This window comes from Zobellella aerophila, from assembly GCF_039539325.1.
Classification (GTDB): Bacteria; Pseudomonadota; Gammaproteobacteria; order Enterobacterales; family Aeromonadaceae; genus Oceanimonas; species Oceanimonas aerophila.
Genome location: NZ_BAABCX010000007.1, coordinates 1 through 21,867, shown reverse-complemented (window position 1 = coordinate 21,867; position 21,867 = coordinate 1). Strand labels below are relative to the sequence as shown.

18 protein-coding genes are annotated in these 21,867 nt (G+C 61.0%); 10 read left to right on the top strand and 8 right to left on the bottom strand.

Translation table 11 applies throughout. From position 1 onward, the window contains the following. The 5 genes from bcsZ to ABD806_RS16435 all read left to right on the top strand — a co-directional run bounded on the left by bcsZ (nucleotide 1) and on the right by ABD806_RS16435 (nucleotide 7,442). Nucleotides 1–1,107 carry a cellulose synthase complex periplasmic endoglucanase BcsZ gene (gene bcsZ / locus ABD806_RS16455; RefSeq protein WP_344959886.1) on the top strand — a complete coding sequence of 369 codons (1,107 nt, stop codon included), beginning with the start codon at nucleotides 1–3 and terminating at the stop codon, nucleotides 1,105–1,107. Beyond that, entirely contained in the window at nucleotides 1,089–4,550 is a 3,462-nt protein-coding gene (bcsC, locus tag ABD806_RS16450) for a cellulose synthase complex outer membrane protein BcsC (protein WP_344959884.1), read from the top strand. The genes bcsZ and bcsC overlap by 19 nt, the downstream gene beginning before the upstream one ends. A gap of 78 nt (nucleotides 4,551–4,628) precedes the next feature. After that, nucleotides 4,629–6,317 (top strand): dihydroxy-acid dehydratase, encoded by a 1,689-nt coding sequence (gene ilvD / locus ABD806_RS16445; protein ID WP_344959883.1) that lies wholly within the window; start codon nucleotides 4,629–4,631, stop codon nucleotides 6,315–6,317. Between the two features lie 150 nt (nucleotides 6,318–6,467). Then, nucleotides 6,468–6,899: an Hsp20 family protein gene (locus ABD806_RS16440; RefSeq protein WP_116475546.1), complete on the top strand. Its 432-nt coding sequence runs from the start codon at nucleotides 6,468–6,470 to the stop codon at nucleotides 6,897–6,899. Between the two features lie 78 nt (nucleotides 6,900–6,977). Further along, on the top strand, nucleotides 6,978–7,442 hold the full coding sequence (locus tag ABD806_RS16435; protein WP_344959880.1) for an Hsp20 family protein: 465 nt from the start codon (nucleotides 6,978–6,980) through the stop codon (nucleotides 7,440–7,442). 54 nt (nucleotides 7,443–7,496) lie between these two features. On the opposite strand, the gene ABD806_RS16430 is transcribed toward ABD806_RS16435, so the two are convergent. The 4 genes from ABD806_RS16430 to glyQ all read right to left on the bottom strand — a co-directional run bounded on the left by ABD806_RS16430 (nucleotide 7,497) and on the right by glyQ (nucleotide 12,375). Then, on the bottom strand, nucleotides 7,497–8,747 hold the full coding sequence (locus tag ABD806_RS16430; protein ID WP_344959878.1) for a valine--pyruvate transaminase: 1,251 nt from the start codon (nucleotides 8,745–8,747) through the stop codon (nucleotides 7,497–7,499). Nucleotides 8,748–8,868: 121 nt separating this feature from the next. Further along, nucleotides 8,869–9,210, bottom strand: coding sequence for a putative quinol monooxygenase (locus ABD806_RS16425; RefSeq protein WP_344959876.1), 342 nt, complete (start codon nucleotides 9,208–9,210; stop codon nucleotides 8,869–8,871). Nucleotides 9,211–9,384: 174 nt separating this feature from the next. Beyond that, nucleotides 9,385–11,454, bottom strand: coding sequence for a glycine--tRNA ligase subunit beta (glyS, locus tag ABD806_RS16420; RefSeq protein ID WP_344959875.1), 2,070 nt, complete (start codon nucleotides 11,452–11,454; stop codon nucleotides 9,385–9,387). A 9-nt stretch (nucleotides 11,455–11,463) separates the two neighbouring features. Then, nucleotides 11,464–12,375, bottom strand: a complete 912-nt coding sequence (gene glyQ, locus ABD806_RS16415; RefSeq protein WP_344959978.1) for a glycine--tRNA ligase subunit alpha — start codon at nucleotides 12,373–12,375, stop codon at nucleotides 11,464–11,466. Nucleotides 12,376–12,518: 143 nt separating this feature from the next. Between glyQ and ABD806_RS16410 the strand changes: the two genes are divergently transcribed. Both ABD806_RS16410 and ABD806_RS16405 read left to right on the top strand, forming a co-directional pair. Next, on the top strand, nucleotides 12,519–13,088 hold the full coding sequence (locus tag ABD806_RS16410) for a DNA-3-methyladenine glycosylase I (RefSeq protein ID WP_344959874.1): 570 nt from the start codon (nucleotides 12,519–12,521) through the stop codon (nucleotides 13,086–13,088). Nucleotides 13,089–13,172: 84 nt separating this feature from the next. Further along, nucleotides 13,173–13,823, top strand: coding sequence for an OmpA family lipoprotein (locus ABD806_RS16405; protein ID WP_344959873.1), 651 nt, complete (start codon nucleotides 13,173–13,175; stop codon nucleotides 13,821–13,823). A 59-nt stretch (nucleotides 13,824–13,882) separates the two neighbouring features. Here ABD806_RS16405 and ABD806_RS16400 read toward each other — a convergent pair whose 3' ends face one another. The 4 genes from ABD806_RS16400 to fadB all read right to left on the bottom strand — a co-directional run bounded on the left by ABD806_RS16400 (nucleotide 13,883) and on the right by fadB (nucleotide 18,773). Further along, nucleotides 13,883–14,806 carry an AEC family transporter gene (locus ABD806_RS16400; RefSeq protein WP_344959872.1) on the bottom strand — a complete coding sequence of 308 codons (924 nt, stop codon included), beginning with the start codon at nucleotides 14,804–14,806 and terminating at the stop codon, nucleotides 13,883–13,885. 104 nt (nucleotides 14,807–14,910) lie between these two features. Beyond that, nucleotides 14,911–15,156, bottom strand: coding sequence for a sulfurtransferase TusA (tusA, locus tag ABD806_RS16395; protein WP_344959871.1), 246 nt, complete (start codon nucleotides 15,154–15,156; stop codon nucleotides 14,911–14,913). A gap of 275 nt (nucleotides 15,157–15,431) precedes the next feature. Beyond that, nucleotides 15,432–16,595 (bottom strand): acetyl-CoA C-acyltransferase FadA, encoded by a 1,164-nt coding sequence (gene fadA / locus ABD806_RS16390; protein ID WP_425583164.1) that lies wholly within the window; start codon nucleotides 16,593–16,595, stop codon nucleotides 15,432–15,434. A gap of 33 nt (nucleotides 16,596–16,628) precedes the next feature. After that, entirely contained in the window at nucleotides 16,629–18,773 is a 2,145-nt protein-coding gene (gene fadB / locus ABD806_RS16385) for a fatty acid oxidation complex subunit alpha FadB (protein ID WP_344959869.1), read from the bottom strand. 240 nt (nucleotides 18,774–19,013) lie between these two features. Here fadB and ABD806_RS16380 point away from each other — a divergent pair, with 240 nt between their 5' ends. The 3 genes from ABD806_RS16380 to hemG are packed head-to-tail and all read left to right on the top strand — an operon-like array spanning nucleotide 19,014 to nucleotide 21,677. Further along, on the top strand, nucleotides 19,014–19,640 hold the full coding sequence (locus ABD806_RS16380) for a YigZ family protein (protein ID WP_344959867.1): 627 nt from the start codon (nucleotides 19,014–19,016) through the stop codon (nucleotides 19,638–19,640). Between the two features lie 30 nt (nucleotides 19,641–19,670). Next, complete coding sequence (locus tag ABD806_RS16375; protein WP_344959866.1) at nucleotides 19,671–21,128, top strand: TrkH family potassium uptake protein; 1,458 nt, start codon at nucleotides 19,671–19,673, stop codon at nucleotides 21,126–21,128. A gap of 9 nt (nucleotides 21,129–21,137) precedes the next feature. Further along, a complete protein-coding gene (gene hemG, locus ABD806_RS16370; RefSeq protein ID WP_344959865.1) occupies nucleotides 21,138–21,677 on the top strand; it encodes a menaquinone-dependent protoporphyrinogen IX dehydrogenase in 540 nt (179 codons plus the stop codon). Nucleotides 21,678–21,867: the final 190 nt, after the last annotated feature.

The window sequence follows — 21,867 nt, the reverse complement described above, 5'->3', positions numbered from 1 at the left end:
ATGGGCAGCTTGTATGTGGGGATGCTGAGCCTGTTGTTGCTGTGGTCGGGCAGCCTGTGGGCCGATTGTGACTGGCCTGCTTGGCAGCGGTTCAGGCAGGCCTATATCAGCGAGCAGGGGCGGGTGATCGATCCCGCCGGGGACCGTCAGGTCACCACCTCGGAAGGGCAGAGCTACGGCATGTTTTTCGCCCTGGTGGCCGACGATCGGGACACCTTCGAGCGGTTGCTGCTGTGGACCCAGGACAACCTGGCGGCCGGGGATCTGACGGCACGGCTGCCGGCCTGGCTATGGGGCCGCAATGAACAGCAGCAATGGACGGTGCTCGACCCTAACTCCGCCTCTGATGCGGATCTGTGGCTGGCCTATGACCTGCTGGAAGCCGGCCGCCTGTGGCAGAATCGCCGTTATAGGGTCCTGGGTACCCTGCTGTTGCAGCGCATCGCCCGGGAAGAGGTCGCGGACATTCCCGGCCTGGGCCCGATGTTGCTGCCCGGCAAGGTTGGTTTCGTCGGACAACAGGACTGGACCCTCAATCCCAGCTATCTGCCGCCCCAGCTGCTGGCGCGCTTCGCCGGTTTCGAGGGGCCCTGGCAGGCAATGCGGCGCAGCAATCACCAACTGTTGCTGGAAGCGGCCCCCGCCGGGCTGGTGCCCGACTGGGTGGTCTGGCAGCAACCCCAAGGCGGGTTGCCGGATCCTGAGACGGGCAGTACCGGCAGCTATGATGCGATACGCAGCTATCTGTGGGCCGGCATGCTGGCCGACGAGGATCCTCACAGAGAAGCACTGATAATGCACTTCCAGCCGATGGTCGAACTGACGGCGACGCTGGGCGCGCCGCCGGAACGGGTGGACGCGCTGACAGGTGCGGCCTCGGGTACCGGACCGGTCGGCTTTTCCGCCGCCCTGCTGCCCCTGCTGCGGGGCACGGCCGCGGCCGATGCCCAACGCCGGCGACTGGCCGTGCAGCCCCCCGGAGATCGGGCCTATTACGATGCGGTGCTGACCCTGTTCGGCGAGGGTTGGGATCGGCGGCGATATGCTTTCAATCAGGCGGGTGAACTGCTAACGAGTTGGGGTGATGCATGCACAAGTTCTCGTTAAGCCTGTTGGGATTGCCGCTCGCCCTGGCCTTGTCGCCGGCGGCCCAGGCGGCGGTGGCACCCGAGTCCTGGCTGCTGGAGCAGATCAGGCTGGGCGAGGCCGGCTACCGGGATAACCTGGTCGAGGAGTCACTGCATCGCCTGGAACTGATCGCCCCCGGCCATCCGCAGGTGATGGCGGCCCGGCTGCGGCTGGCACTGCGTCAGGGCGATCAGCAGCTGGCCCGCCGTCAGCTGGAGCGGCTGGCCAGGCTGGCACCGGATTCTGCCGAATATCGCCAGGCGCAAGGCGCCATGCTGCTGGCCACGGCGGCGGGCCGTCAGCAGCTGCAACAGGCCCGGCTGCTGGCGGCGGCGGGGCGGCTGGCGGCGGCCCGGCAGGCCTATCAGGCCCTGTTCGGCGAGGACTTGCCCAGCCTGGATCTGGCGGTGGAATACTGGCGGCTGGTGGCCCGGTTGCCCGACCAGCGCTCACTGGCGATCACCCGCCTGCAGGCACTGGACAGCCGTTATCCCGGTAACGGTACCCTGCGCGGCGTGCTGGTCGGCCTGCTGTTCGATGCGGATCGGCCTGGGCAGGGGTTCGCCCTGTTGCAGCAGATGGCCGCCGATCCGGCTACCCGAGGTCAGGCCGCCGAACGCTGGCTGGAGCAGATAAAGCGGATGCCGGTGGGTGAGCCGAGCCTGGCCCAGTTACGGCGGCTGGTGGCGGTATCCGGGGGTAGCGCACCGGCGCAGGCCAATGAACTGCTGCGGCAGCAGCAGGCCTTGCTGGCCGATCCGGCCTTCCAGGCGCGCACCCGCGGGCTGGCGCTGGTGGAGCAGGGTCAGGGGGCTGCCGCCATCCCCTTGCTGCGGCGGGCGCTGGCCGCCTATCCGGATGATGCCGGCCTGCTGGGCGCCCTGGCCCAGGCCTATGGGCGTGAGGGCAACCGCAGCCAGGCCATTTCACTGCTGGAGCGGGCATTGCAGGCGGATCCGGACGGTGGTGAGCGCAGCAAATGGCAGAGCCTGCTCAGGAGCAACCGTTACTGGTTGCTGATCCAGCAGGGGGATCAGGCGTTGCAGGCCCGGCAGCTGGAGCAGGCCCGGCAGCACTACCGGCGGGCGAAGGAGCTGGACGACGGCGACGGCTATGCCTGGCTGGGGCTGGGAGAGGTGGCGCTGGCCCGGGGCCAGGCGAAACAGGCGGAGCGCTATTTTCATCAGGCGCTGAGCCGGGATCCGGTTAACGGCGGGGCCCTGCGGGGCATGCTCGCCTTCTATCGCCAGCAATCACCGGCCCAGGCCCTGAGCTATCTGGAACAGCTGCCGCGCCGCCAGCGGCAGGCCCTGGGGGACGGCGAACCCCGGCTGCGCAGCGAGCTGTTGCAGCAGCAGGCGGAAGTCCTGGAGCAGGGGCGGCGATGGCAGGCGGCGGCCGAAGTCTTGTCCCGGGCTCGGCAGCTCACGCCGGATGATGTCTGGCTGACTTACCGGCTGGCGGCGGACTGGCGGCAGGCGGGCGAGCCGGAGCTGGCCGATCGGGTCTTTGCCGAGCTGGCGTCGCGCCTGCCCGATGATCCGGAGCAACTGTATGCCTATGCCCTCTATCTTTCGTCCAGCGAGCGGGAGGCGGCGGCGCTGGCACATCTGGACACCCTGCCCCGAGCCCGCTGGAGCACGGAGATGGGCGAGCTGGCGCGGCGGCTCGAACAGGATCGCATACTGGCCGAGGCGCGCCGCCTGCGTGAGCAGGGAGATCACGCCGATGCGCTGGCCACCCTGCAGGCACAGCCGGCCGGCATCCGTACCGAGCTGACCCTGGCCGACTGGGCCCTGGAGGACGGTGACCCTGAACGGGCCCTGGCCGGCTATCGCCAAGTACTGGAACGGGAGCCGGAAAACGGCGAGGCGCGCCTGGGTGAGGTTGAGGCGCTGATCGCCGGCGGCAGGCTGGCCCAGGCACGGCAGCAGTTGCACAAGCTGGGCACAGAGACTGAGCAACAGACGCTGTCGGCGAGCGGCGTACGGCGGACCGCCAACGCCTGGGCGGCGGCCGGCGAATTGCAGCGGGCCGATCGGCTGTTCCAACACGCCAGACCATTGGCGCAGCAACAGGTGCCATCGAGGGACAGCGCGCTGTTGCTGCGTGATGCGGCCAGGCTGGCCCGGCAACTCGGGCAACCGCAACAGGCGCTGGGTGATTACGGGCAGGCGATGGCTGCCAGCGGGCTGACGGACCAGCCGCCGACGGAGAATGACGACTTCACCCGGCTGACCCGGGTCAAGCTTGATGATGACTGGCTGACCCGCAGCCTCCGCGCCGATGCGGCGGATCTGTATCGTCAGATGGATACCACCGTCACCTTCGATCATGACTATCTGCGTTCCAGCGGCACCGGCGGCTATTCGGATCTGAGCGCCCATACCGGCATGCTGGAGCTGGAGACCCCCCTGTTTGACGGGCGGGCATTCCTGCGCTCCGACATGGTGCAGATGGATGCGGGCAGTTTTGACGGCGGTGTCTATGAGGAGACATTCGGTACCTGTCGGGCAGTGGGCTGCAGTGACGATCATCATCAGTCCGCCACCGGCGCCAGTCTCGGCGTCGGCTGGCGGGATGAGCGCTGGCGGGGGGATCTCGGTACCACACCGCTCGGTTTCGAGGTGGTGGACTGGGTCGGCGGCCTCGGCTACAGCGGCGACTGGCAGGATATCGGTTGGACCCTGACCGCCTCCCGGCGGCCGCTGGCCGGCTCGCTGTTGTCCTTCGGCGGCACCCGGGATCCCAATACCGGTATCCGCTGGGGCGGGGTGCGCACCACCGGCGTCAGCCTCAGCGGCAGTTACGATCAGGGCGGTGCCCATGGCCTGTGGGGCGATATCGGCGCCGGCCTGCTGACCGGTGAAAATGTGGCGGATAACAAGCGTACCCGGCTGATGGGTGGTTACTACTACAAGCTGGTCAACCAGCCCCAGCGGCGGGTCAGCGTCGGCCTGAACAGCATGTGGTGGCAATACCAGAAGGATCTCAGCGGCTACTCCCTGGGGCAGGGCGGCTACTACAGCCCGCAGCAATACCTGTCGCTGGCGGTGCCGCTGAACTACCGGGAGCGCACCGACGACTGGTCATGGGAACTGGGCGGCTCCGTTTCCTGGTCCCGCGCGGTCACCGAGGATCAGCCGCGTTATCCGCGCCCGGGCCTGCTCCCGGAGGGGCTGCCCGATGCGGATACCATGGAGCGGGGCGACAGCAGCAGCGGTTTCGGCTATACCCTGCGCGCCCTGGTGGAGCGCCGGCTGAACGCGCACTGGACCCTGGGGGCGGGCATCGATATCCAGCAGGCCAGGGACTATACCCCCAGCCATGGCCTGCTCTATCTGCGCTATTCGCTGGGCGGCTGGCAGGGCGATCTGGATCTGCCGCCGCAACCGCTGACGCCCTACGCCGAGTTTAAGTGAATGATGGCCTGAGCCATGTCGCCTGCCTGACCAGCTACACTAGCTATACCGGTTCACTGTGACAGCCAGGACAATCCCATGGCCAACGATAAATCCCGTCGCTATTCCAGCCAGGTGGTGGACGGGCCCACTAAGGCGCCGGCCCGCGCCATGCTGCGCGCGGTTGGCTTCGAAGATGACGACTTTAACAAGCCCCAGGTGGGCATCGCCTCTACCTGGAGCAACCTCACCCCCTGCAACATGCATATCAACGGCCTGGCCGAAGAGGCGGCCCGTGGCGCCGATGCTGCCGGCGGCAAGAGCATCATCTTCAACACCATCACCATTTCCGACGGCATCGCCAACGGCACCATAGGTATGAAGTACTCGCTGGTGTCCCGGGAGGTGATCGCCGATTCCATCGAAACCGTAGCCGGCTGCGAGGGGTTCGACGGCCTGGTGGCCATCGGCGGCTGCGACAAGAACATGCCCGGTTGCCTGATCGGCCTGGCGCGGCTCAACCGCCCGGCGGTGTTTGTCTACGGTGGTACCATAGCCCCGGGTGCCAACCATACCGATATCATCTCGGTGTTCGAGGCGGTCGGGGCCCATGCCAAGGGTGACAAGTCGCTGATTGAGGTGAAGCAGATAGAAGAGACCGCGATCCCCGGGCCGGGTGCCTGCGGCGGCATGTATACCGCCAACACCATGGCCTCGGCCATCGAGGCCATGGGCATGAGCCTGCCGGGCAGCTCGGCGCAGAATGCGGTCTCGGCTCACAAGATGCAGGATTGCCACAATGCCGGCGCCGCCGTGCTGCAGCTGTTGGCCCGGGACATCAAACCCTCGGATATCATGACCAAAGCGGCATTCGAGAATGCCATTACGGTGGTGATTGCCCTGGGTGGCTCGACCAACGCGGTACTGCACCTGCTGGCGATGGCCCACGCCATCGGCGTCGAGCTGAGCCTGGACGACTTCGTGCGCATCGGCAAGCGGGTGCCGGTGCTGGCCGATCTGCGGCCCAGCGGGCATTACATGATGTCTGAACTGGTGGCCATCGGTGGCATACTGCCGCTGATGAAGACCCTGCTCGACGCCGGCCTGCTGCACGGCGACTGCCTGACGGTGACCGGCCGGACCCTGGCCGAAAACCTGGACTCGGTGACGCCCTATCCGGACGGTCAGCAGATCATCCGGCCGCTGGACAACCCCATCAAGGCCGACAGCCATCTGCGCATCCTCTACGGCAATCTGGCGCCCCAGGGCTCCGTGGCCAAGATCACCGGCAAGGAAGGGCTGACCTTCAGCGGCCCGGCCCGGGTATTCGGCTCCGAGGAAGAAACCCTGGAACGGATCCTCGACGGCACGGTGCAGGCGGGCGAGGTGCTGGTGATCCGCTACGAAGGCCCGAAAGGCGGGCCCGGCATGCGGGAGATGCTCAGCCCGACCTCCGCCATCATGGGCAAGGGGCTGGGCAAGGAGGTTGCCCTGATCACCGACGGCCGCTTCTCCGGCGGCAGCCACGGCTTCGTGGTCGGCCATATCACCCCCGAGGCCCAGCAGGGGGGACCGATCGCCATCATAGAGAACGGCGATATCATCACCATAGACGCCGAGCACAACCGGCTCGAGCTGCAGCTGTCCGACGCCGAGATAGCCGCCCGGCTGGCGCGCTGGCAGACGCCGTCGCCGCGCTACCGGCGGGGGGTGCTGGCCAAATATGCCCATACCGTCAATTCGGCTTCCGAGGGGGCCGTAACCGATGCCCTGGATGACGGAAATTGAGCCTGGATAAAAAATATGCATTCCTGCTCTTGAAAGCCGGATCTGGTACCCCTATATCTTGAATTGAACAGGCGGGTCGCTCGGTTGAGGGCCCGCACCGCCCGTCCGTATGGAGGGCACCTTAATCATCGCTCCCTGGAGGATAGTTATATGTCACGTTTCGATTTTTCCCCCCTGTACCGCTCCGCCATCGGTTTCGATCGCCTGGCGTCCCTGATGGAAAATGCCGCCAACAGCGGCAGCACCAGCAATGGTTACCCCCCTTATAACATAGAGCTGCTGAGCGAGAACCAGTACCGCATTTCCATGGCGGTGGCCGGTTTTGCCCGGGAAGAGCTGGATATTACCAGCCATGAAAACACCTTGATTGTAAAGGGCAGCAAAGAACAGGCCGAGCAGCCCCAGAAGAATTTTCTCTATCAGGGCATAGCCGAGCGCGGCTTCGAGCGCCGTTTTCAGCTGGCCGACCATATCAAGGTAACGGGCGCCGATCTGGTCAATGGCCTGCTGCATATCGATCTGGTACGCGAAGTGCCGGAAGCTGCCAAGCCGAGGACCATTGCTATAGGTAACAGTCAATAATCAGAGTCCGTTAAGGCGCAGGCGCAATCCGGGTGGCTGGCCTGCGGTTTACCCTATTGCTGAATGGAGGATAGGAAGATGCGTACCTTTGATTTTACTCCCCTGTATCGCAGTGCCATCGGTTTTGACCGTATGTTCAACGATGTGGAAAGCCTGTTCGAGCACAAGGCCGACGGCTATCCCCCCTATAACATCGAAAAGAAAGGGCAGGACAGCTATCGGATCACCCTGGCCGTGGCCGGATTCAAGGAGGCGGAGCTGAGCCTGTCGGTCGAGCAGAACCTGTTGTTGGTCAGGGGCAAGAAGGCCAAGGCCGGTGCCGACAGCCGCTACCTTTATCAGGGGATCAGCGAGCAGGACTTCGAGCTGAAATTCCGCTTGGCCGATCATGTGCAGGTGGAGGGCGCCGGGTTGGTGAACGGCCTGTTGACTATAGACCTGCAGCGGGAAATACCCGAGGAACTCAAACCAAGACGCATTGAAATCGGCCAGGCTCCGGTGCTGGAACATCGGCCGGAGACGGAAAAGCCGGGTAATCACTGATAAAAGGCGCCGATAAGGCGCCTTCTTTTTTATCCCGCCTAGGTCTTGAGCGGATTACTGCTGATAAATGCTCAGTATCTCCTCGGCCAGGATGGCGATACCTGCCTGTACATCGGCCTCTGACTGGGCGTAGTTGAGGCGGATGCATTCCTTGCTGTGGGGCCAGTCTTCATCTTCTATGCCCGGGAAGAAGTAATGGCCGGGCACGACCAGCAGGCCTTTCTGCTTCAGCCGCTCATACAGCTCCTGGCTGTGGATCGGCAGGTCCTCAAACCATAGCCAGAGGAAGAGGGCGCCTTCGGGCTTGTGAATATGGAACTGGGGCAGGGGGATGGCCTGTTGCAGCCAGCCGACCGCCTGTTGTGCCTTGTTTTCATAGAAGGGGCGGATCACCTGGTTGCTCAGGCGGATGATATCACCGCTTTCAATCATCGGTAGGGTCAGGGCCGGCCCCAGGCTGCCGGGCGCCAGGTTGATGATGCCGCTCAGGTTGGTAATGGCCTTGATGATCCCGGGCTCGGCGATGACGATGCCGCAGCGGGTACCGGGCAGACCCAGCTTGGACAGGCTCATGCAGAGGATAGTGTTGTCATTCCAGAACGGCTTGGCATCGGTAAAGATAATATTGGGAAAGGGGGTTCCGTAGGCATTGTCGATCAGCAGCGGAATGCCCTTTTCCCGGGCTATCTGGTCCAGATGCTCGATTTCTTCATCGGTCAGCACATTACCGGTGGGGTTGGTGGGGCGTGACACGCAGATCAGGCCGATATCATCGCCGACCTCCAGCCGCTCAAAATCCACATGGTATTTAAACAGGCCATTGTCCAGCCGGCTGATGGCCGGTTTGCAGGCGATAAAGTGCCCTTCGTCCAGGGCCGCGTCACCATAGCCGATATATTCCGGCGCCAGCGGAAACAGTACTTTCTTCTTGCGGCCGCCGGTGAATTCCCCGGCCAGCAGGTTAAATAAATAGAAGAAGGCATTCTGGCTGCCGTTGGTCAGGGCGATGTTCTCGGGACCGATCGGCCAGTCCAGCTCCCTGGACAACAGGGCAGCCAGGGCACGGTTAAAGCTGTCCTTACCCTGAGGGCCATCATAGTTGGCCATGGCCTTGATCAGCGCCCCGGTTTTCAGCAGCTCTCCGGCCTGTCGATCCATATAGGCCAGTACTTCGGGAATGGCCGCCGGGTTGCCGCCCCCCAGCATGATGGTATTGGGGGTGGAAAGACCCTTGTTAAGATCATCCATCAACTGGGTAATGCCGGAATGACGGGTAAATTTCTGACCGAATACTGAAAATTCCATAGGAGGACTACCGAAACAGGGATTGTTGCTGAAAGCTTCACGGTATCTGATATTTCCCGGCCTGTCGACCGGGAGTGGCGGCATGTTTCACATGAAACAATGAGGGAAAAACCGGCTTAAGTCAGTAGGAGTAGGTCTGGGTCGGCCTGGCGTATTTGGTGGGGTCGGCTTCGTAACTGACCTTCAGGGCCAGGACAGTGTATTTTTCGTCACTTTCCAGGAAAGGCGCCAATTCGCTGAGCATATGCTGGCGCTCCGGAGAGTTGCACCATTTGTCCCAGCAGCCGATATTTTCCCAGTTGGAAATCACATAGAAATGGTTGGGATGATGGATGTCCCGATAGGCGTCCCCCTTCAGGAAGCCGGGCCTGTCGGTGATCGTCATCATCAGGTTGCGAATGGTTTCCTGGTAGGCATCTTCGAGCCCTTCGGCGATATGGCGCTCAATTATTACTTTTATCATTATTATCCCCTTACTTCACGATTGCTGTTGCTCGGGTCTGAACCTGTGTCGAGATGAATATGGAGCTGCAGACCCATAGCTAATTTGTAACATACTGGTTACCGTCTGGCTAAGCCCAAATGCATAAAAAAGCCCCGCTAAAAAGCGGGGCTTGATGACGGAGTATAGATTGGGTTACTGCAGCAGGGAGATATCGGCTACCCGCAGGAACAGGTTGCGTAGCTGGTTGAGCAGTGCCAGACGGTTCAGCTTGAGGGCGTCATCATCGGCCATCACCATCACCTGATCGAAGAAGGTATCCACCACTTCACGCAGGCCTGCCAGCTCGGTCAGGGCGCTGCTGTAGTCACCCTGCTCGAACAGCGGGGCCAGCTTGGCGGTCAGGTGAGTCAGCTGCTCGGCCAGGTTTTTTTCCGCCTCATCCTGCAGCAGGGCCGGATCGATCCCGGCGGGGATGGCACCTTCAAACTTGGCCAGTATGTTGCCGACCCGCTTGTTGGCGGCGGCCAGGGCCGAGGAGGCCTCCAAGGCACGGAACTCGCTGACGGCCTTGACGCGGGCATCGAAGTCCGCCGGGCGGGTCGGCCTGCGGGCCAGCACCGCCTGGATCACATCTACACCATGGCCCTGATCCTGATACCAGGACCGGAAACGGCCCAGCATAAAGTCCAGTACATCCTCTGCCACCTGAGTATTGCTCAGCTTGTTGCCATACAGCAGCCTGGCCTGCTCGATCAGCGGCAGCAGATCGAGCTGGTAGCCTTTTTCCACCAAGATGCGCAGGGTGCCGAGGGCGGCGCGGCGCAGGGCGAAGGGATCTTTGTCACCCTTGGGGGCCTGACCGATGCCGAAGATGCCCACCAGGGTGTCCAGCTTGTCGGCCAGGGCCACGGCGGCGGAAATATCCTGGCTTGGCAGCTGATCGCCGGCAAAGCGGGGCTGATACTGCTCCTTCAGGGCCAGGGCGACCGCTTCCGGCTCGCCGTCGTGGCGGGCGTAGTGCATGCCCATCACGCCCTGGGTGTCGGTAAACTCGAACACCATATTGGTCATCAGGTCGCATTTGGACAGCAGGCCGGCGCGCTCGGCCAGGGTCGGATCCGCACCCATGGAGGCGGCGATAAAGCCGGACAGGGCGCTGATACGCACGGACTTTTCCTTGACCGTGCCCAGCTGCTGCTGAAACAGCACCTGCTCGAGCTGATCCAGGCGGTCGATCAACGGCGCCTTGCGATCATTGTTGAAGAAAAATTCCGCATCGGCCAGGCGGGGACGAACCACCTTCTCGTTACCGCTGATGATTTGCGCCGGGTCTTTCGATTCTATGTTGGTGACGAAGATAAACTTCGGCAGCAGGCGGCCTTCGGCGTCGTAGACCGGGAAGTATTTCTGGTCACCCTTCATGGTGTATACCAGGGCTTCGGCCGGCACCTTGAGGAATGCTTCCTCGAAGGCGGCGGTCAGCACCACGGGCCACTCCACCAGAGAGGCGACTTCTTCCAGCAGCTCATCGTCGAGGTCGGCCTTGCCACCCACGGCGGCGGCGGCCTGCTCGACACCGGCCTCGATCATCGCCTTGCGCCGCTCAAAGTCGGCCAGTACCTTGCCTTTCTGCTCCAGCAGTGTCAGATATTGGTCCGCATGTTCCAGCTGGAATTCCGCCTCGCCCATGAAGCGATGGCCACGGATGGTGCGGGCGGAATCGATACCCAGGATCTGCCCGTCCAGCAGCTGGTCGCCCAGCAGCAGGGTGACTGTGTGTACCGGACGGATAAACTGGGTGCTGTAATCGCCCCAGCGCATGGCCTTGGGGATCGGCAGCTTGGCCAGCGCCTGGCTGACCAGCCCGGTCAGCAGCTCGGTCGCCGGCTTACCCTTGACCTCGGCGATATGCATCAGCCATTCGCCCTTGTCGGTTTTCAGCCGTTCGGCCTGGCTCACTTCTATGCCATTGCCACGGGCCCAGCCGATGGCGGCCTTGGTCGGGTTACCGTCGGCATCGAAGGCGGCCTGCAGGGCCGGGCCGCGCTTCTCTACCTTTTTGTCGGCCTGGGCGGCAGCCAGGGTATCCACCTTGACCGCCAGGCGGCGGGGGGCGGCATACCAGTGCACGGCACCGTAAGACAGCTCGGCACCGTTCAATTCGTTCTTCAGGTTCTCGGCAAAGGCTTCGCCCAGGCTGCGTAACGCCTTGGGCGGCAATTCTTCGGTACCTATCTCGACCAGGAAATTCTGTTCAGCCATGCTTGTCCCTTATCCTTCTTTCTTACACATGGGGAAACCCAGGGCCTCGCGGGAGGCATAATAGGCTTCGGCAACCCCCTTGGTGAGGGTACGGATGCGCAGGATATAGCGCTGTCGCTCGGTCACCGAAATGGCCTTGCGGGCATCGAGCAGGTTAAAGGCATGACCGGCCTTGAGGATGCGTTCATAGGCGGGCAGCGGCAGCGGGGTATCCAGCTCCAGCAGGTGCCGGCATTCTTTTTCGCACTGTTCGAAGAAGCCGAACAAAAAGTCCACATCCGCATGCTCGAAGTTATAGGTCGACTGCTCCACCTCGTTCTGGTGGAAGATATCGCCGTAGCTGGTCTTGCCCAGGGGACCGTCACACCACACCAGATCGTAGACGGAGTCCACGCCCTGGATATACATGGCCAGGCGCTCCAGGCCATAGGTGATCTCGCCGGTGACCGGCTTGCATTCCAGGCCGCCGACCTGTTGGAAGTAGGTGAACTGGGTCACCTCCATGCCGTTCAGCCAGACTTCCCAGCCCAGTCCCCAAGCCCCGAGGGTGGGGTTTTCCCAGTTGTCTTCCACGAAGCGGATATCATGCACCAGCGGATCCAGGCCCAGCTCCTGGAGCGAGCCCAGATACAGCTCCTGGAGGTTGTCCGGGGAGGGTTTGATCATCACCTGAAACTGATAATAATGTTGCAGCCGGTTGGGGTTCTCTCCGTAGCGGCCATCGGTGGGCCGGCGGGATGGCTGCACATAGGCGGTGGCGATCGGCTCGGGACCGATGGCGCGCAGACAGGTCATCGGGTGGGAGGTACCGGCACCCACTTCCATATCCAGCGGCTGTACTATGGTGCAGCCTTGCCGGGCCCAATAGTCCTGCAGGGTCAGGATCAGGCCCTGAAAAGTATTAACGTCAAATTTTTGCATCATGTTCGCGCCTTGATATAGGTGCATTAGCGGTGTGAAACTAAACCAAAGAGTATACCTTCTGACCCGATGTGAATATAGGCTGAATTCAGGCAGGGACTACCTTGTCCCGTTGTGAACATCTACGAATTCGAGGAGAGATCATGCTGGAGCGCTGTGGTTGGGTGAACGGGGACGCAGAATATATCCGCTATCACGACGAGGAATGGGGGGTGCCCGAGTATGACAGCCGGGCGCTGTTTGAAAAGCTGTGCCTCGATGGCCAGCAGGCAGGGCTCAGCTGGTATGTTATTTTGCGCAAGATCCCCCATTATCGGGCTGCCTTCGCCGGTTTTTATCCGGCACAGATTGCCCGTTTCGGGGAGCAGGATGTGGCGCGGCTGATGCGGGATCCGGGCATAGTCCGTAACCGGCTTAAGATTCAGTCAGTGATCAAGAATGCCAGGGCCTATCTGGCGATGGAACAGCAAGGCATCGATTTCAGCCGATGGCTGTGGGATTTTGTTGGCGGTGAGCCGGTGCTTAACCGCTGGCAGCGCCTCGACCAAGTGCCGGCCACTACTCCTGCGTCCGAGGCCATGGCCCGGGCCCTGAAGAAGCAGGGCTTCTCCTTCGTGGGCGGCACCATCTGCTATGCCTTTATGCAGGCGGTGGGCATGGTCAACGATCATCTGCTCAGCTGCCCCTGTCATCCCGATAACGTCAGTCGCTGACACTTATTGCACGGCGGGGGTTTGTCGAATTTATTCCGTACGGTTATATTGTCTGTTACTTCTGTTTTATAAATGGATAACGCTATGAAAAAAGTCTGCTTGGGTGTAGTCGCCGCACTGGCCTTGTCAGCCTGTACCACCAACCCCTATACCGGTGAGCGCCAGACCTCCAAAGCCGCCATCGGCGGTGGTCTGGGCGCCCTGGCCGGCGCCGTGATCGGCGGTGCCAGTGCGAGCTCCAGCGATCGCAAGAAGGGTATCCTGATCGGCGCCGCCAGTGGTGCTGCCCTCGGTGGCGGCGTCGGCTACTATATGGATGTGCAGGAAGCCAAGCTGCGCGATCAAATGCAGGGCACCGGGGTCAGCGTCACCCGTAACGGCGACAGCGTTATCCTGAATATGCCGAGCTCCATCACCTTCGCGGTGGACAGCGCCGATCTGTCACCCAGCTTCTACAACACCCTGAGCGGGGTGGCCATGGTGCTGAAAGAGTACGACAAGACCTGGGTCAACGTGGTCGGCCACACCGACAGCACCGGCTCCGCCAGCCATAACCAGGGGTTGTCCGAGCGCCGCGCCGCATCCGTGGGCCAGTTCTTGATCAGCCAGGGTGCCGCCGCCAACCGTTTCAACATCCGCGGTGTGGGCTTTAATCAGCCGATCGCCAGCAACGACACCGAGTCGGGTCGCGCCCAGAACCGTCGGGTAGAGATCACCCTGAGCCCCATGTCCTGATGGTATCGGCTTCTTGAGTTTCAAACGCCCCGCATAAGGGGCGTTTTGCTTTCCATGGATTAGCTAAACCAGGCCAGCAACGACATCCATATCGGCAACAGCACCATGGCCAGCAGGGTCTGACCGGTAATGATAGCCGCCATCAGCGGCGCGTTGCCGCCCATCTGCCGGGCCAGGATATATGCCGAGGTGGCGGTGGGCAGCGCGGCAAACAGCACCACAACACCCAGCTCCACCGGGGCCAGCTTCATCGCCCAGCCGATCCCCAATGCCAGCACTGGAAAAAGGCCGAACTTGATGGCGCAGGACTGCCAGAAGGCGGGACCCGTCCCTTTCAGGGCGGCGAGCTGCAGGGCGACCCCCACCGCAATCAGCCCGAGCGGCAGGGCTGCCTGCCCGGCCAACGCCAGGGTGTCCTGGCTCCAGCCGGGTAAGCCAATGCCGGTGATATTGAGTGTTATGCCCGCCAGACAGGCCAGCAGCAGGGGATTTCTGGCCAACGCCTTGAATGCCCCCCATATGCCCGCCTGCCCGTAGCTGCCGCTGGCCACAAAGGTTAGCACGCATAATATGTTGACCAACGGCACCATGATGGCGATGGCCACGGCGGCGGCGGTCAGGCCGGCATCGCCATAAAGGGCGACGGCCCCGGCCACACCCACATAGGTATTGAAACGCAATGCCCCCTGGAATACAGAGGTAAAGGCTGGCATGTCCGTTCCCAGGCGATGACGAGTCAGCCACAGGCCGAGGGCAAGCAGGGTCAGCAGGGCGGCCAGCAGGCCGACCATGCCGGCAAAGGCCACCTGGCCGAAATCGGCGGTGGCCAGGGTGCTGATCAGCATGGCAGGAAACAGCAGGAAATAGATAAAGCGCTCGGCCTCCCCCCAGAAGTGCTCTCCGGGAAAGCGCAGTCGTCTGAGCAGTACCCCGGTCAGGATCAGCAGAAACAGGGGGCCAAGGGCATGGCTGACGGCGAGCATGGGTATTCCTTCTGTATCGCAGGGAGAGGGGAGTGCTAGCTTAGCAGCCTTATGTTAGAGCACACATTCGCCCTTCGGCGGAGCAGCTGTGGCGAGAAAGGCGCTCAGGCGCCTTTCTGGATCAGGAATTGATAGGGCAGTTGTTCTACCTGGCTGGACAGCAGGGTATGGTCCATGAACTGGCAGAAGCTGGGAATATCCCGGGTGGTGGAAGGGTCGTCCGCGGTGATCAGCAGGGTTTCGCCCGATACCATGGCGCGCACCTGTTTGCGTACCATCATCACCGGCTCGGGACAGCGCAGGCCAGTGGCGTCCAGGATATGATGAGCATCTGAAAGAGAAATCGTCATTACATTCACTACCTTGAAATAAACCCGACCATTCTAATGCTGTTGAAATAATGGTCAACCAGAAGGGGTAAAAAAGCTGGGCCGATAGCCTAATGCCGGTCAGTTAACGGGATGGGTTGGCTTTCAAGCCGACCTTCTGCGCCAGGGATGGCGCAGCAGAGCCCCCAGGGATGGGTTTACGGCGTGTCGGCGGGAAGCCAATCAATCCCGTTTTACGCTTAACTGACAAGCATTAGGCCGATACCCCGCTTTGCCGGCCATGGTATGTGAACCCGTTAAAGTCGCTCAAACACGGTGGCGATACCCTGGCCCATGCCGATGCACATGGTGGCTACCCCCAAGTTCGCATCCTTGTCTTCCATCAGGTGGAGTAGGGTGGTGGCGATGCGGGCGCCGGAACAACCCAGCGGATGGCCGAGGGCGATGGCACCGCCATTCAGGTTCACCTTGTCGTCCATCACCTCCAGCAGCCCCAGCTCCTTGAGCACCGGTAGCGACTGGGCGGCGAAGGCTTCGTTCAGCTCGAACAGATCTATGTCCTGGATACCGAGACCGGCCCGTTTCAGCGCTTTGTGCACAGCCGGCACAGGGCCATAGCCCATGATCGAGGGGTCGCAGCCGGCGACCGCCATCGCCTTGATGCGGGCCCTGGGCTTGACCCCCAGCGCGGCGGCCTTGTCTGCGGACATCACCAGCATGGCGGCGGCACCATCGGACAGCGCCGAAGAAGTGCCGGCGGTGACGGTGCCGTTTACCGGATCGAATGCGGGTCGCAGCTGGGCCAGGGATTCCAGGCTGGTTTCCGGACGGATCACTTCGTCGGTTTCAATCAGCTGCAGGCTGCCGTCGGCACCATGGCCGTTGAGGGGCAGGATCTCGCGGGCGAAGCGACCTTCCAGGGTGGCCAGATGGGCACGCCGGTGGGAGCGTACCGCGAAGGCGTCCTGCTGTTCCCGGCTGATGTGATGCATGCGTCCCAGCATTTCGGCGGTCAGCCCCATCATGCCGGCGGCCTTGGCGACATTCAGCGCCAGGCCCGGGTGAAAATCCACCCCGTGGTTCATGGGTACATGGCCCATATGTTCGACCCCGCCGATGATAAACACATCTCCGTCGCCGACCATGATGGCCCGGGTGGCATCGTGCAGGGCCTGCATGGAGGAACCACACAGCCGGTTGACGGTGACGGCGGCCATTTCCTTGGGCAGGCCGGCGAGCAGGGCGGCGTTGCGCGCCACGTTGAAGCCCTGTTCCAGGGTCTGTTGCACACAGCCCCAGTACACATCTTCAACCTCGGTGGCGGTCAGGGCCGGATTACGCTGTAACAGGCCCTTCATCAGGTGGGCGGACAAGTCCTCAGCGCGGACATGGCGGAAGGCGCCGCCCTTGGATCGCCCCATGGGGGTGCGAATACAATCGACAATCACCGCGTCTGTCAGTACGTCTTTCATGCTGTCATCTCCTGCCGTGGATCAGTAAAAGGTCTTGCCGTCGGCTGCCATCCGGCGCAGGCCGGGGCTTACCTGATAGAGGGGACCCAAGTGGGCAAATCGGTCGGCCATGGCCACATAGGTATCCAGCCCCAGGGTATCCAGGTAGCGGAATACGCCACCGCGGAACGGCGGGAAGCCCAGACCATAGACCAGCGCCAGATCCGCCTCGGCCGGGGAGCCGATGATGCCTTCTTCCAGGCACAGCACCACCTCGTTGATCATGGGGATCATCATGCGTGCGATGATGTCGTCCTGCTCCAGGCTGAGCCGGTCTTTTACCACTTCTTTAAGCAGTTCATAGCTGGCCGGATCCGCTTCCTTCCTGGGCTTGCCTTTGTTGTCCTGGCTGTAGGCGTAGAAGCCCTTGCCATTTTTCTGACCGAAACGCTGCCGCTCATACATGGCGTCGATAGCGTCTTTGCCGGTTTTGCCCATCCGAGCCGGGAATCCCTCGGCCATCACGGCAGCGGCATGATGGCCGGTATCGATACCAACCACGTCCAGCAGGTAGGCGGGACCCATGGGCCAGCCGAACTCCCGCTCCATCACCTGGTCGACCTGTACGAAGTCGGCGCCGTCGGCGAGCAGCTGGCTGAAGCCGAAGAAATAGGGGAACAACACCCGGTTGACGAAGAAGCCGGGGCAGTCGTTGACCACCACGGGGGCCTTGCCCATAGAGGCGGCATAGGCCACCACCCGGTTGAGGGTGTCCTCGCTGGTTTGTTCGCCACGGATGATTTCCACCAGCGGCATGCGGTGCACCGGGTTGAAGAAGTGCATGCCGCAGAACTTGTCCGGGCGCTGCAGACTCTTGGCCAGCCGTGAGATGGGAATGGTGGAGGTGTTGGAGGCGATGACGGTGTTTTCGGCCACCCTGGCTTCCACTTCGGCCAGCACCTGGGCCTTGATCTTGGGGTTTTCGACCACGGCTTCGACTACCATGTCCACGCCCTGCAAGCCGTCGTAGCTGAGGGTGGGTGTGATGGCAGACAGCACCCTGGCCAGCTTGGATCCGTCGATTCTGCCCTGCTCCAGCTGTTTGTTGAGCAGCTTGCCGGCTTCGTTCATACCGAGTGCCAGGGCCTGGTCATTGATGTCTTTCATCACCACCGGAATGCCTTTGACCGCCGATTGATAGGCGATACCGCCGCCCATGATGCCGGCGCCGAGCACCGCCGCCTTGCGGGTGGCCTGAGCGGTCTTGGCGGCCTGTTTGGCCTTGCCCTTGATATATTGATCGTTCAGGAAGATACCGACCAGGGCCCGGGCCACCGGGGTATGGGCCAGCTTGACGAAATTGTCCTGTTCGATGCGCTGGGCCTGCTCACGGTCCAGGGGCGAGGCTGCTTCTATGGTTTTGACCGCGGTAATCGGCGCCGGGTAATGGGGACCTGCCTTGGCGGCGACCATGCCCTTGGCGGTGGTGAAGCTCATCATGGCTTCCAGCTTGTCCAGGGTCAGGGGAGAGCACTTACGCACTCGCCTTGCCTGCCAGTCCTGTTTGCCGAGGGCGGCGTCTTGCAGCAGCTGTATCGCCGCCTGCGTTAATTGGTCGCTGTCCACCACGGCGTCGAGCATGCCCACCGCCAGGCAGGCATCGGCCTTGTTTTCCTGGCCTGTGGTGATCCATTCCATTGCGTTGTCGGCACCGATCAGCCGCGGCAGCCGTACCGTGCCGCCGAAGCCGGGCATGATGCCGAGTTTGGTCTCGGGCAGACCGATACGGGCACTGGCGTCACCGATGCGATAGTCGGTGGCTAGTATGCACTCACATCCGCCGCCGAGGGCATACCCCCTGATCACGCTGACCGTCGGGAAGGGCAGGTCTTCGATACGATTGAACAGGTGGTTGGCTTTGGCCAGCCAGTTGCCCAACTCGGCTTCGGGCAGTTCGAACATATCCAGAAATTCGGTGATATCGGCACCGACAATGAAACTGTCTTTCTGGCTGGTCAGCATCAGGCCCTGGACGTCCTGGGCCTGCTCCAGGGCGGTGATGGCCTGTTCCAGTGACAACAGGGTAGCTTGGTCCAGCTTGTTGACCGAGCCTTTGGCTGCAAAACTGAGTTCAGCAATACCTTCTTGCAATAGCTGTACAGAGAGGGCTTCGCCTTGGTAGATCATCCTAATGTCTCCTTTTCCCTTGGACTGCTCCGACTTTCCCGGACAGGACTCTGGTCACTATGAACAGAAAAAAAGCAATTTTCAACACCAATTTAAAACAATCGTTTAAAATGATCTGAAGTTGTTGATAAGCTTGGTTTCGCTGTCTTTTTGCCGGCTATGCTATGATGCGTAGCCTTTGTATCAGGATAATGCCGATTGCGGATCTTGGATCTGCCGGTCATTCACAGGTGAGGTTTCATGGCGTTGTCACCCTATCCTGTCCCCGCCGCTTCTCTGGTATGGGAACAGGAAATAAAGAAAAGCCGCTTCATCGCCCATATTGCCCATACGCCGACGCCAGCGGATGCCAAGGCATTTATTGAAAGTGTGCGGCGAACCGATCAGAATGCGGGCCATCACTGCTGGGCTTTTGTCGCCGGCGCACCGACTGACACCCAGGTACTGGGTTTCAGCGATGATGGCGAGCCCTCGGGCACGGCGGGTAAACCCATGCTGGCTCAGCTGCAAGGGGCGGGGCTGGGCGAGGTAACCGCGGTGGTCAGTCGTTACTTCGGTGGTATCAAGCTGGGTACCGGTGGCCTGGTCCGGGCCTATGGCGGTTCCGTGTCTGCGGCACTCAGGCTGCTGGAGACTCGGGAACGCCGTATCATGAGTCGCGTCGCCCTGGTGGCCGACTATGGGGATATAACCGTGCTGGAAAACCTGCTGGCCCAATATGAGGGTGAGTGGCAGCAGCTGGATTATGGCTCCCGGTTGTCTGGCGTGTTGTTGATCGATGCACGGATCACCTCTACATTCTGCCGTCAGCTCAGTGACCGTACCCAGGGCAGGGTGCAAGCCAAGATGTTAGATTCAATCCTTTAAAGCAGGCAGCAGGCGTACGCTAGGAAGCTCATGCATATACGTTCAATAATTCGCATTGTCGGCATTCTGGTCGCGCTGTTCAGTGTGACCATGCTGGCACCGGCCCTGGTGGCCTATATCTACCGCGATGGCGGCGGCCTGGAGTTTTTCAGCGCCTTTGTCATCTGTCTTATCCTGGGGCTTGGCCTCTGGTTCCCCAATCGCTCCCATAGCAAGGAATTGAGGGCCAAGGAAGGTTTCCTGATCGTGGTGCTGTTTTGGACCGTGCTGGGCAGTGTGGGCGCCATCCCGTTTATGCTCAGTGCCGAGCCTCAAATGACGGTGGCAGAAGCTTTTTTTGAGTCGTTCTCTGGACTGACCACCACGGGAGCGACCGTAATCAGCGGGCTGGATACCCTGCCCAAGGCGATCCTCTTCTATCGGCAGATGCTGCAGTGGCTGGGCGGCATGGGGATCATCGTACTGGCCGTGGCCATCCTGCCTATCCTGGGCATAGGTGGCATGCAGCTGTACCGGGCCGAAATCCCCGGACCGGTCAAAGATAACAAGGTGGCGCCCAGGATCGCCGAAACAGCAAAAACCCTCTGGTATATTTACCTGGTGCTGACCATCGTCTGCGCCATCCTGCTGTGGTTGGCGGGTATGAATCTGTTTGATGCTATTTGCCACGCTTTCTCCACCGTTGCCATCGGCGGTTTTTCCACCTACGACGCCAGTATCGGATATTTCGGCAGTCCGCTGATCAACCTGATTATCGTGGTGTTTCTGATGATAGCCGGTGTGAATTTCAGCCTGCATTTTGCCGCCTTTGCCAACCGGGGACTGCGGCTGTCCGTTTATCGTCTGGATCCCGAGGTGAAGGTATTTATCGGGGTTCAGCTGGTGCTGGCTTTGATATGCATGGGCGTGTTGCTGGCCTACAGAGTGTATCAGGATCCCCTGCAGGCACTTGATCAGGCCTTATTCCAGGCCGTGTCCATTTCTACCACGGCAGGTTTCAGCACCACGGGTTTTGCCGAGTGGCCGTTGTTTTTACCGGTGTTATTGATGCTTGCCTCCTGTATCGGGGGCTGTGCAGGCAGTACCGGCGGGGGGATCAAGGTGGTACGGATCATGCTGTTGAACCTGCAGGGAATGCGGGAACTAAAGCGCCTTGTACACCCCAGGGCCGTCTATCGAATAAAGCTTGGCAATAAGGCATTGGCTGATAGAGTAGTTGAAGCCGTGTGGGGCTTTTTTGCCGCCTATGCCCTGGTCTTTGTGGTGTGCATGGTTGCCCTGCTGGCAACCGGTATGGAAGAGCTGACGGCCTTTACCGCCGTGGTTGCTACACTCAATAACCTGGGGCCGGGTCTGGGTGACGTTGCCGCAAATTTCGGTACCACAACCGATACCGCCAAATGGATTATGATTTTAGCCATGCTCTTTGGCCGTCTTGAAATTTTTACCTTGTTGGTGCTGTTTACGCCTGCCTTCTGGCGCAGCTAAGAGGAGTCTATGGGAAAACTGTTGGTACTTTATTCATCCTGCAATGGCCAGACTAAAAAAATAATAGCGGCCATGACTGATGAGTTCGCCGGATATGAGGTCGATATGGTGGACCTGCATACCCTGCCACGTAAAAATTTAAGTAAGTATGACAAGGTGCTGCTTGGTGCTTCGATTCGTTATGGGCACTTCCATCACAGTGTATACAGCTTTATCTACGCGCACAGTGAACAGCTGGAAGTCGCCGATGCGGGCTTCTTCTGTGTTTGCCTGACGGCCAGGAAGCCTGAAAAGGCCGATCCCAAGAATAACGCCTATGTGAAGAAGTTCCTTGCCAAGTCTTCCTGGCGGCCAAAGTCCATCGGGGTCTTTGCGGGCGCACTTAAATACAGTGAGTACAACTGGTGGCAGACCCGCATTATCCAGCTGATCATGAAAATCACCGGAGGGAGTACCGATACCAGCCGGGATATCGAGTTCACCGACTGGGAGCTGGTCAAGGGTTTTGCCAGGAAATTTATCGGCGGCAGGGCTGCTGAACGGCAATAAACGTATAAAAAATAAGCTTTAGGTTGGTTTTTTGCTCAGGTTGGCTTTTTTTAATAAAAATATCAAAAAAGCCCTTGCGCAAAAATCGCGGCTCCCTATAATGCGCATCCACTGACACGGGGCAAGCCGCTCACGGTCACAAGCAGAAAAAGAACATCATTCACTGCTTGACGAACACAACGGATTGCGT

Coding starts and splice junctions, on each gene's coding strand:
- ABD806_RS16400 (WP_344959872.1), bottom strand. CDS start 14,806: ATGCTCGCCGTCAGCCATGCCCTTGGCCCCCTGTTTCTGCTGATCCTG.
- ABD806_RS16380 (WP_344959867.1), top strand. CDS start 19,014: ATGGCGTTGTCACCCTATCCTGTCCCCGCCGCTTCTCTGGTATGGGAA.
- glyS (WP_344959875.1), bottom strand. CDS start 11,454: ATGGCTGAACAGAATTTCCTGGTCGAGATAGGTACCGAAGAATTGCCG.
- ilvD (WP_344959883.1), top strand. CDS start 4,629: ATGGCCAACGATAAATCCCGTCGCTATTCCAGCCAGGTGGTGGACGGG.
- ABD806_RS16375 (WP_344959866.1), top strand. CDS start 19,671: ATGCATATACGTTCAATAATTCGCATTGTCGGCATTCTGGTCGCGCTG.
- glyQ (WP_344959978.1), bottom strand. CDS start 12,375: ATGCAAAAATTTGACGTTAATACTTTTCAGGGCCTGATCCTGACCCTG.
- fadB (WP_344959869.1), bottom strand. CDS start 18,773: ATGATCTACCAAGGCGAAGCCCTCTCTGTACAGCTATTGCAAGAAGGT.
- ABD806_RS16410 (WP_344959874.1), top strand. CDS start 12,519: ATGCTGGAGCGCTGTGGTTGGGTGAACGGGGACGCAGAATATATCCGC.
- ABD806_RS16440 (WP_116475546.1), top strand. CDS start 6,468: ATGTCACGTTTCGATTTTTCCCCCCTGTACCGCTCCGCCATCGGTTTC.
- ABD806_RS16405 (WP_344959873.1), top strand. CDS start 13,173: ATGAAAAAAGTCTGCTTGGGTGTAGTCGCCGCACTGGCCTTGTCAGCC.
- ABD806_RS16425 (WP_344959876.1), bottom strand. CDS start 9,210: ATGATAAAAGTAATAATTGAGCGCCATATCGCCGAAGGGCTCGAAGAT.
- bcsZ (WP_344959886.1), top strand. CDS start 1: ATGGGCAGCTTGTATGTGGGGATGCTGAGCCTGTTGTTGCTGTGGTCG.
- ABD806_RS16435 (WP_344959880.1), top strand. CDS start 6,978: ATGCGTACCTTTGATTTTACTCCCCTGTATCGCAGTGCCATCGGTTTT.
- bcsC (WP_344959884.1), top strand. CDS start 1,089: ATGCACAAGTTCTCGTTAAGCCTGTTGGGATTGCCGCTCGCCCTGGCC.
- hemG (WP_344959865.1), top strand. CDS start 21,138: ATGGGAAAACTGTTGGTACTTTATTCATCCTGCAATGGCCAGACTAAA.
- tusA (WP_344959871.1), bottom strand. CDS start 15,156: ATGACGATTTCTCTTTCAGATGCTCATCATATCCTGGACGCCACTGGC.
- ABD806_RS16430 (WP_344959878.1), bottom strand. CDS start 8,747: ATGGAATTTTCAGTATTCGGTCAGAAATTTACCCGTCATTCCGGCATT.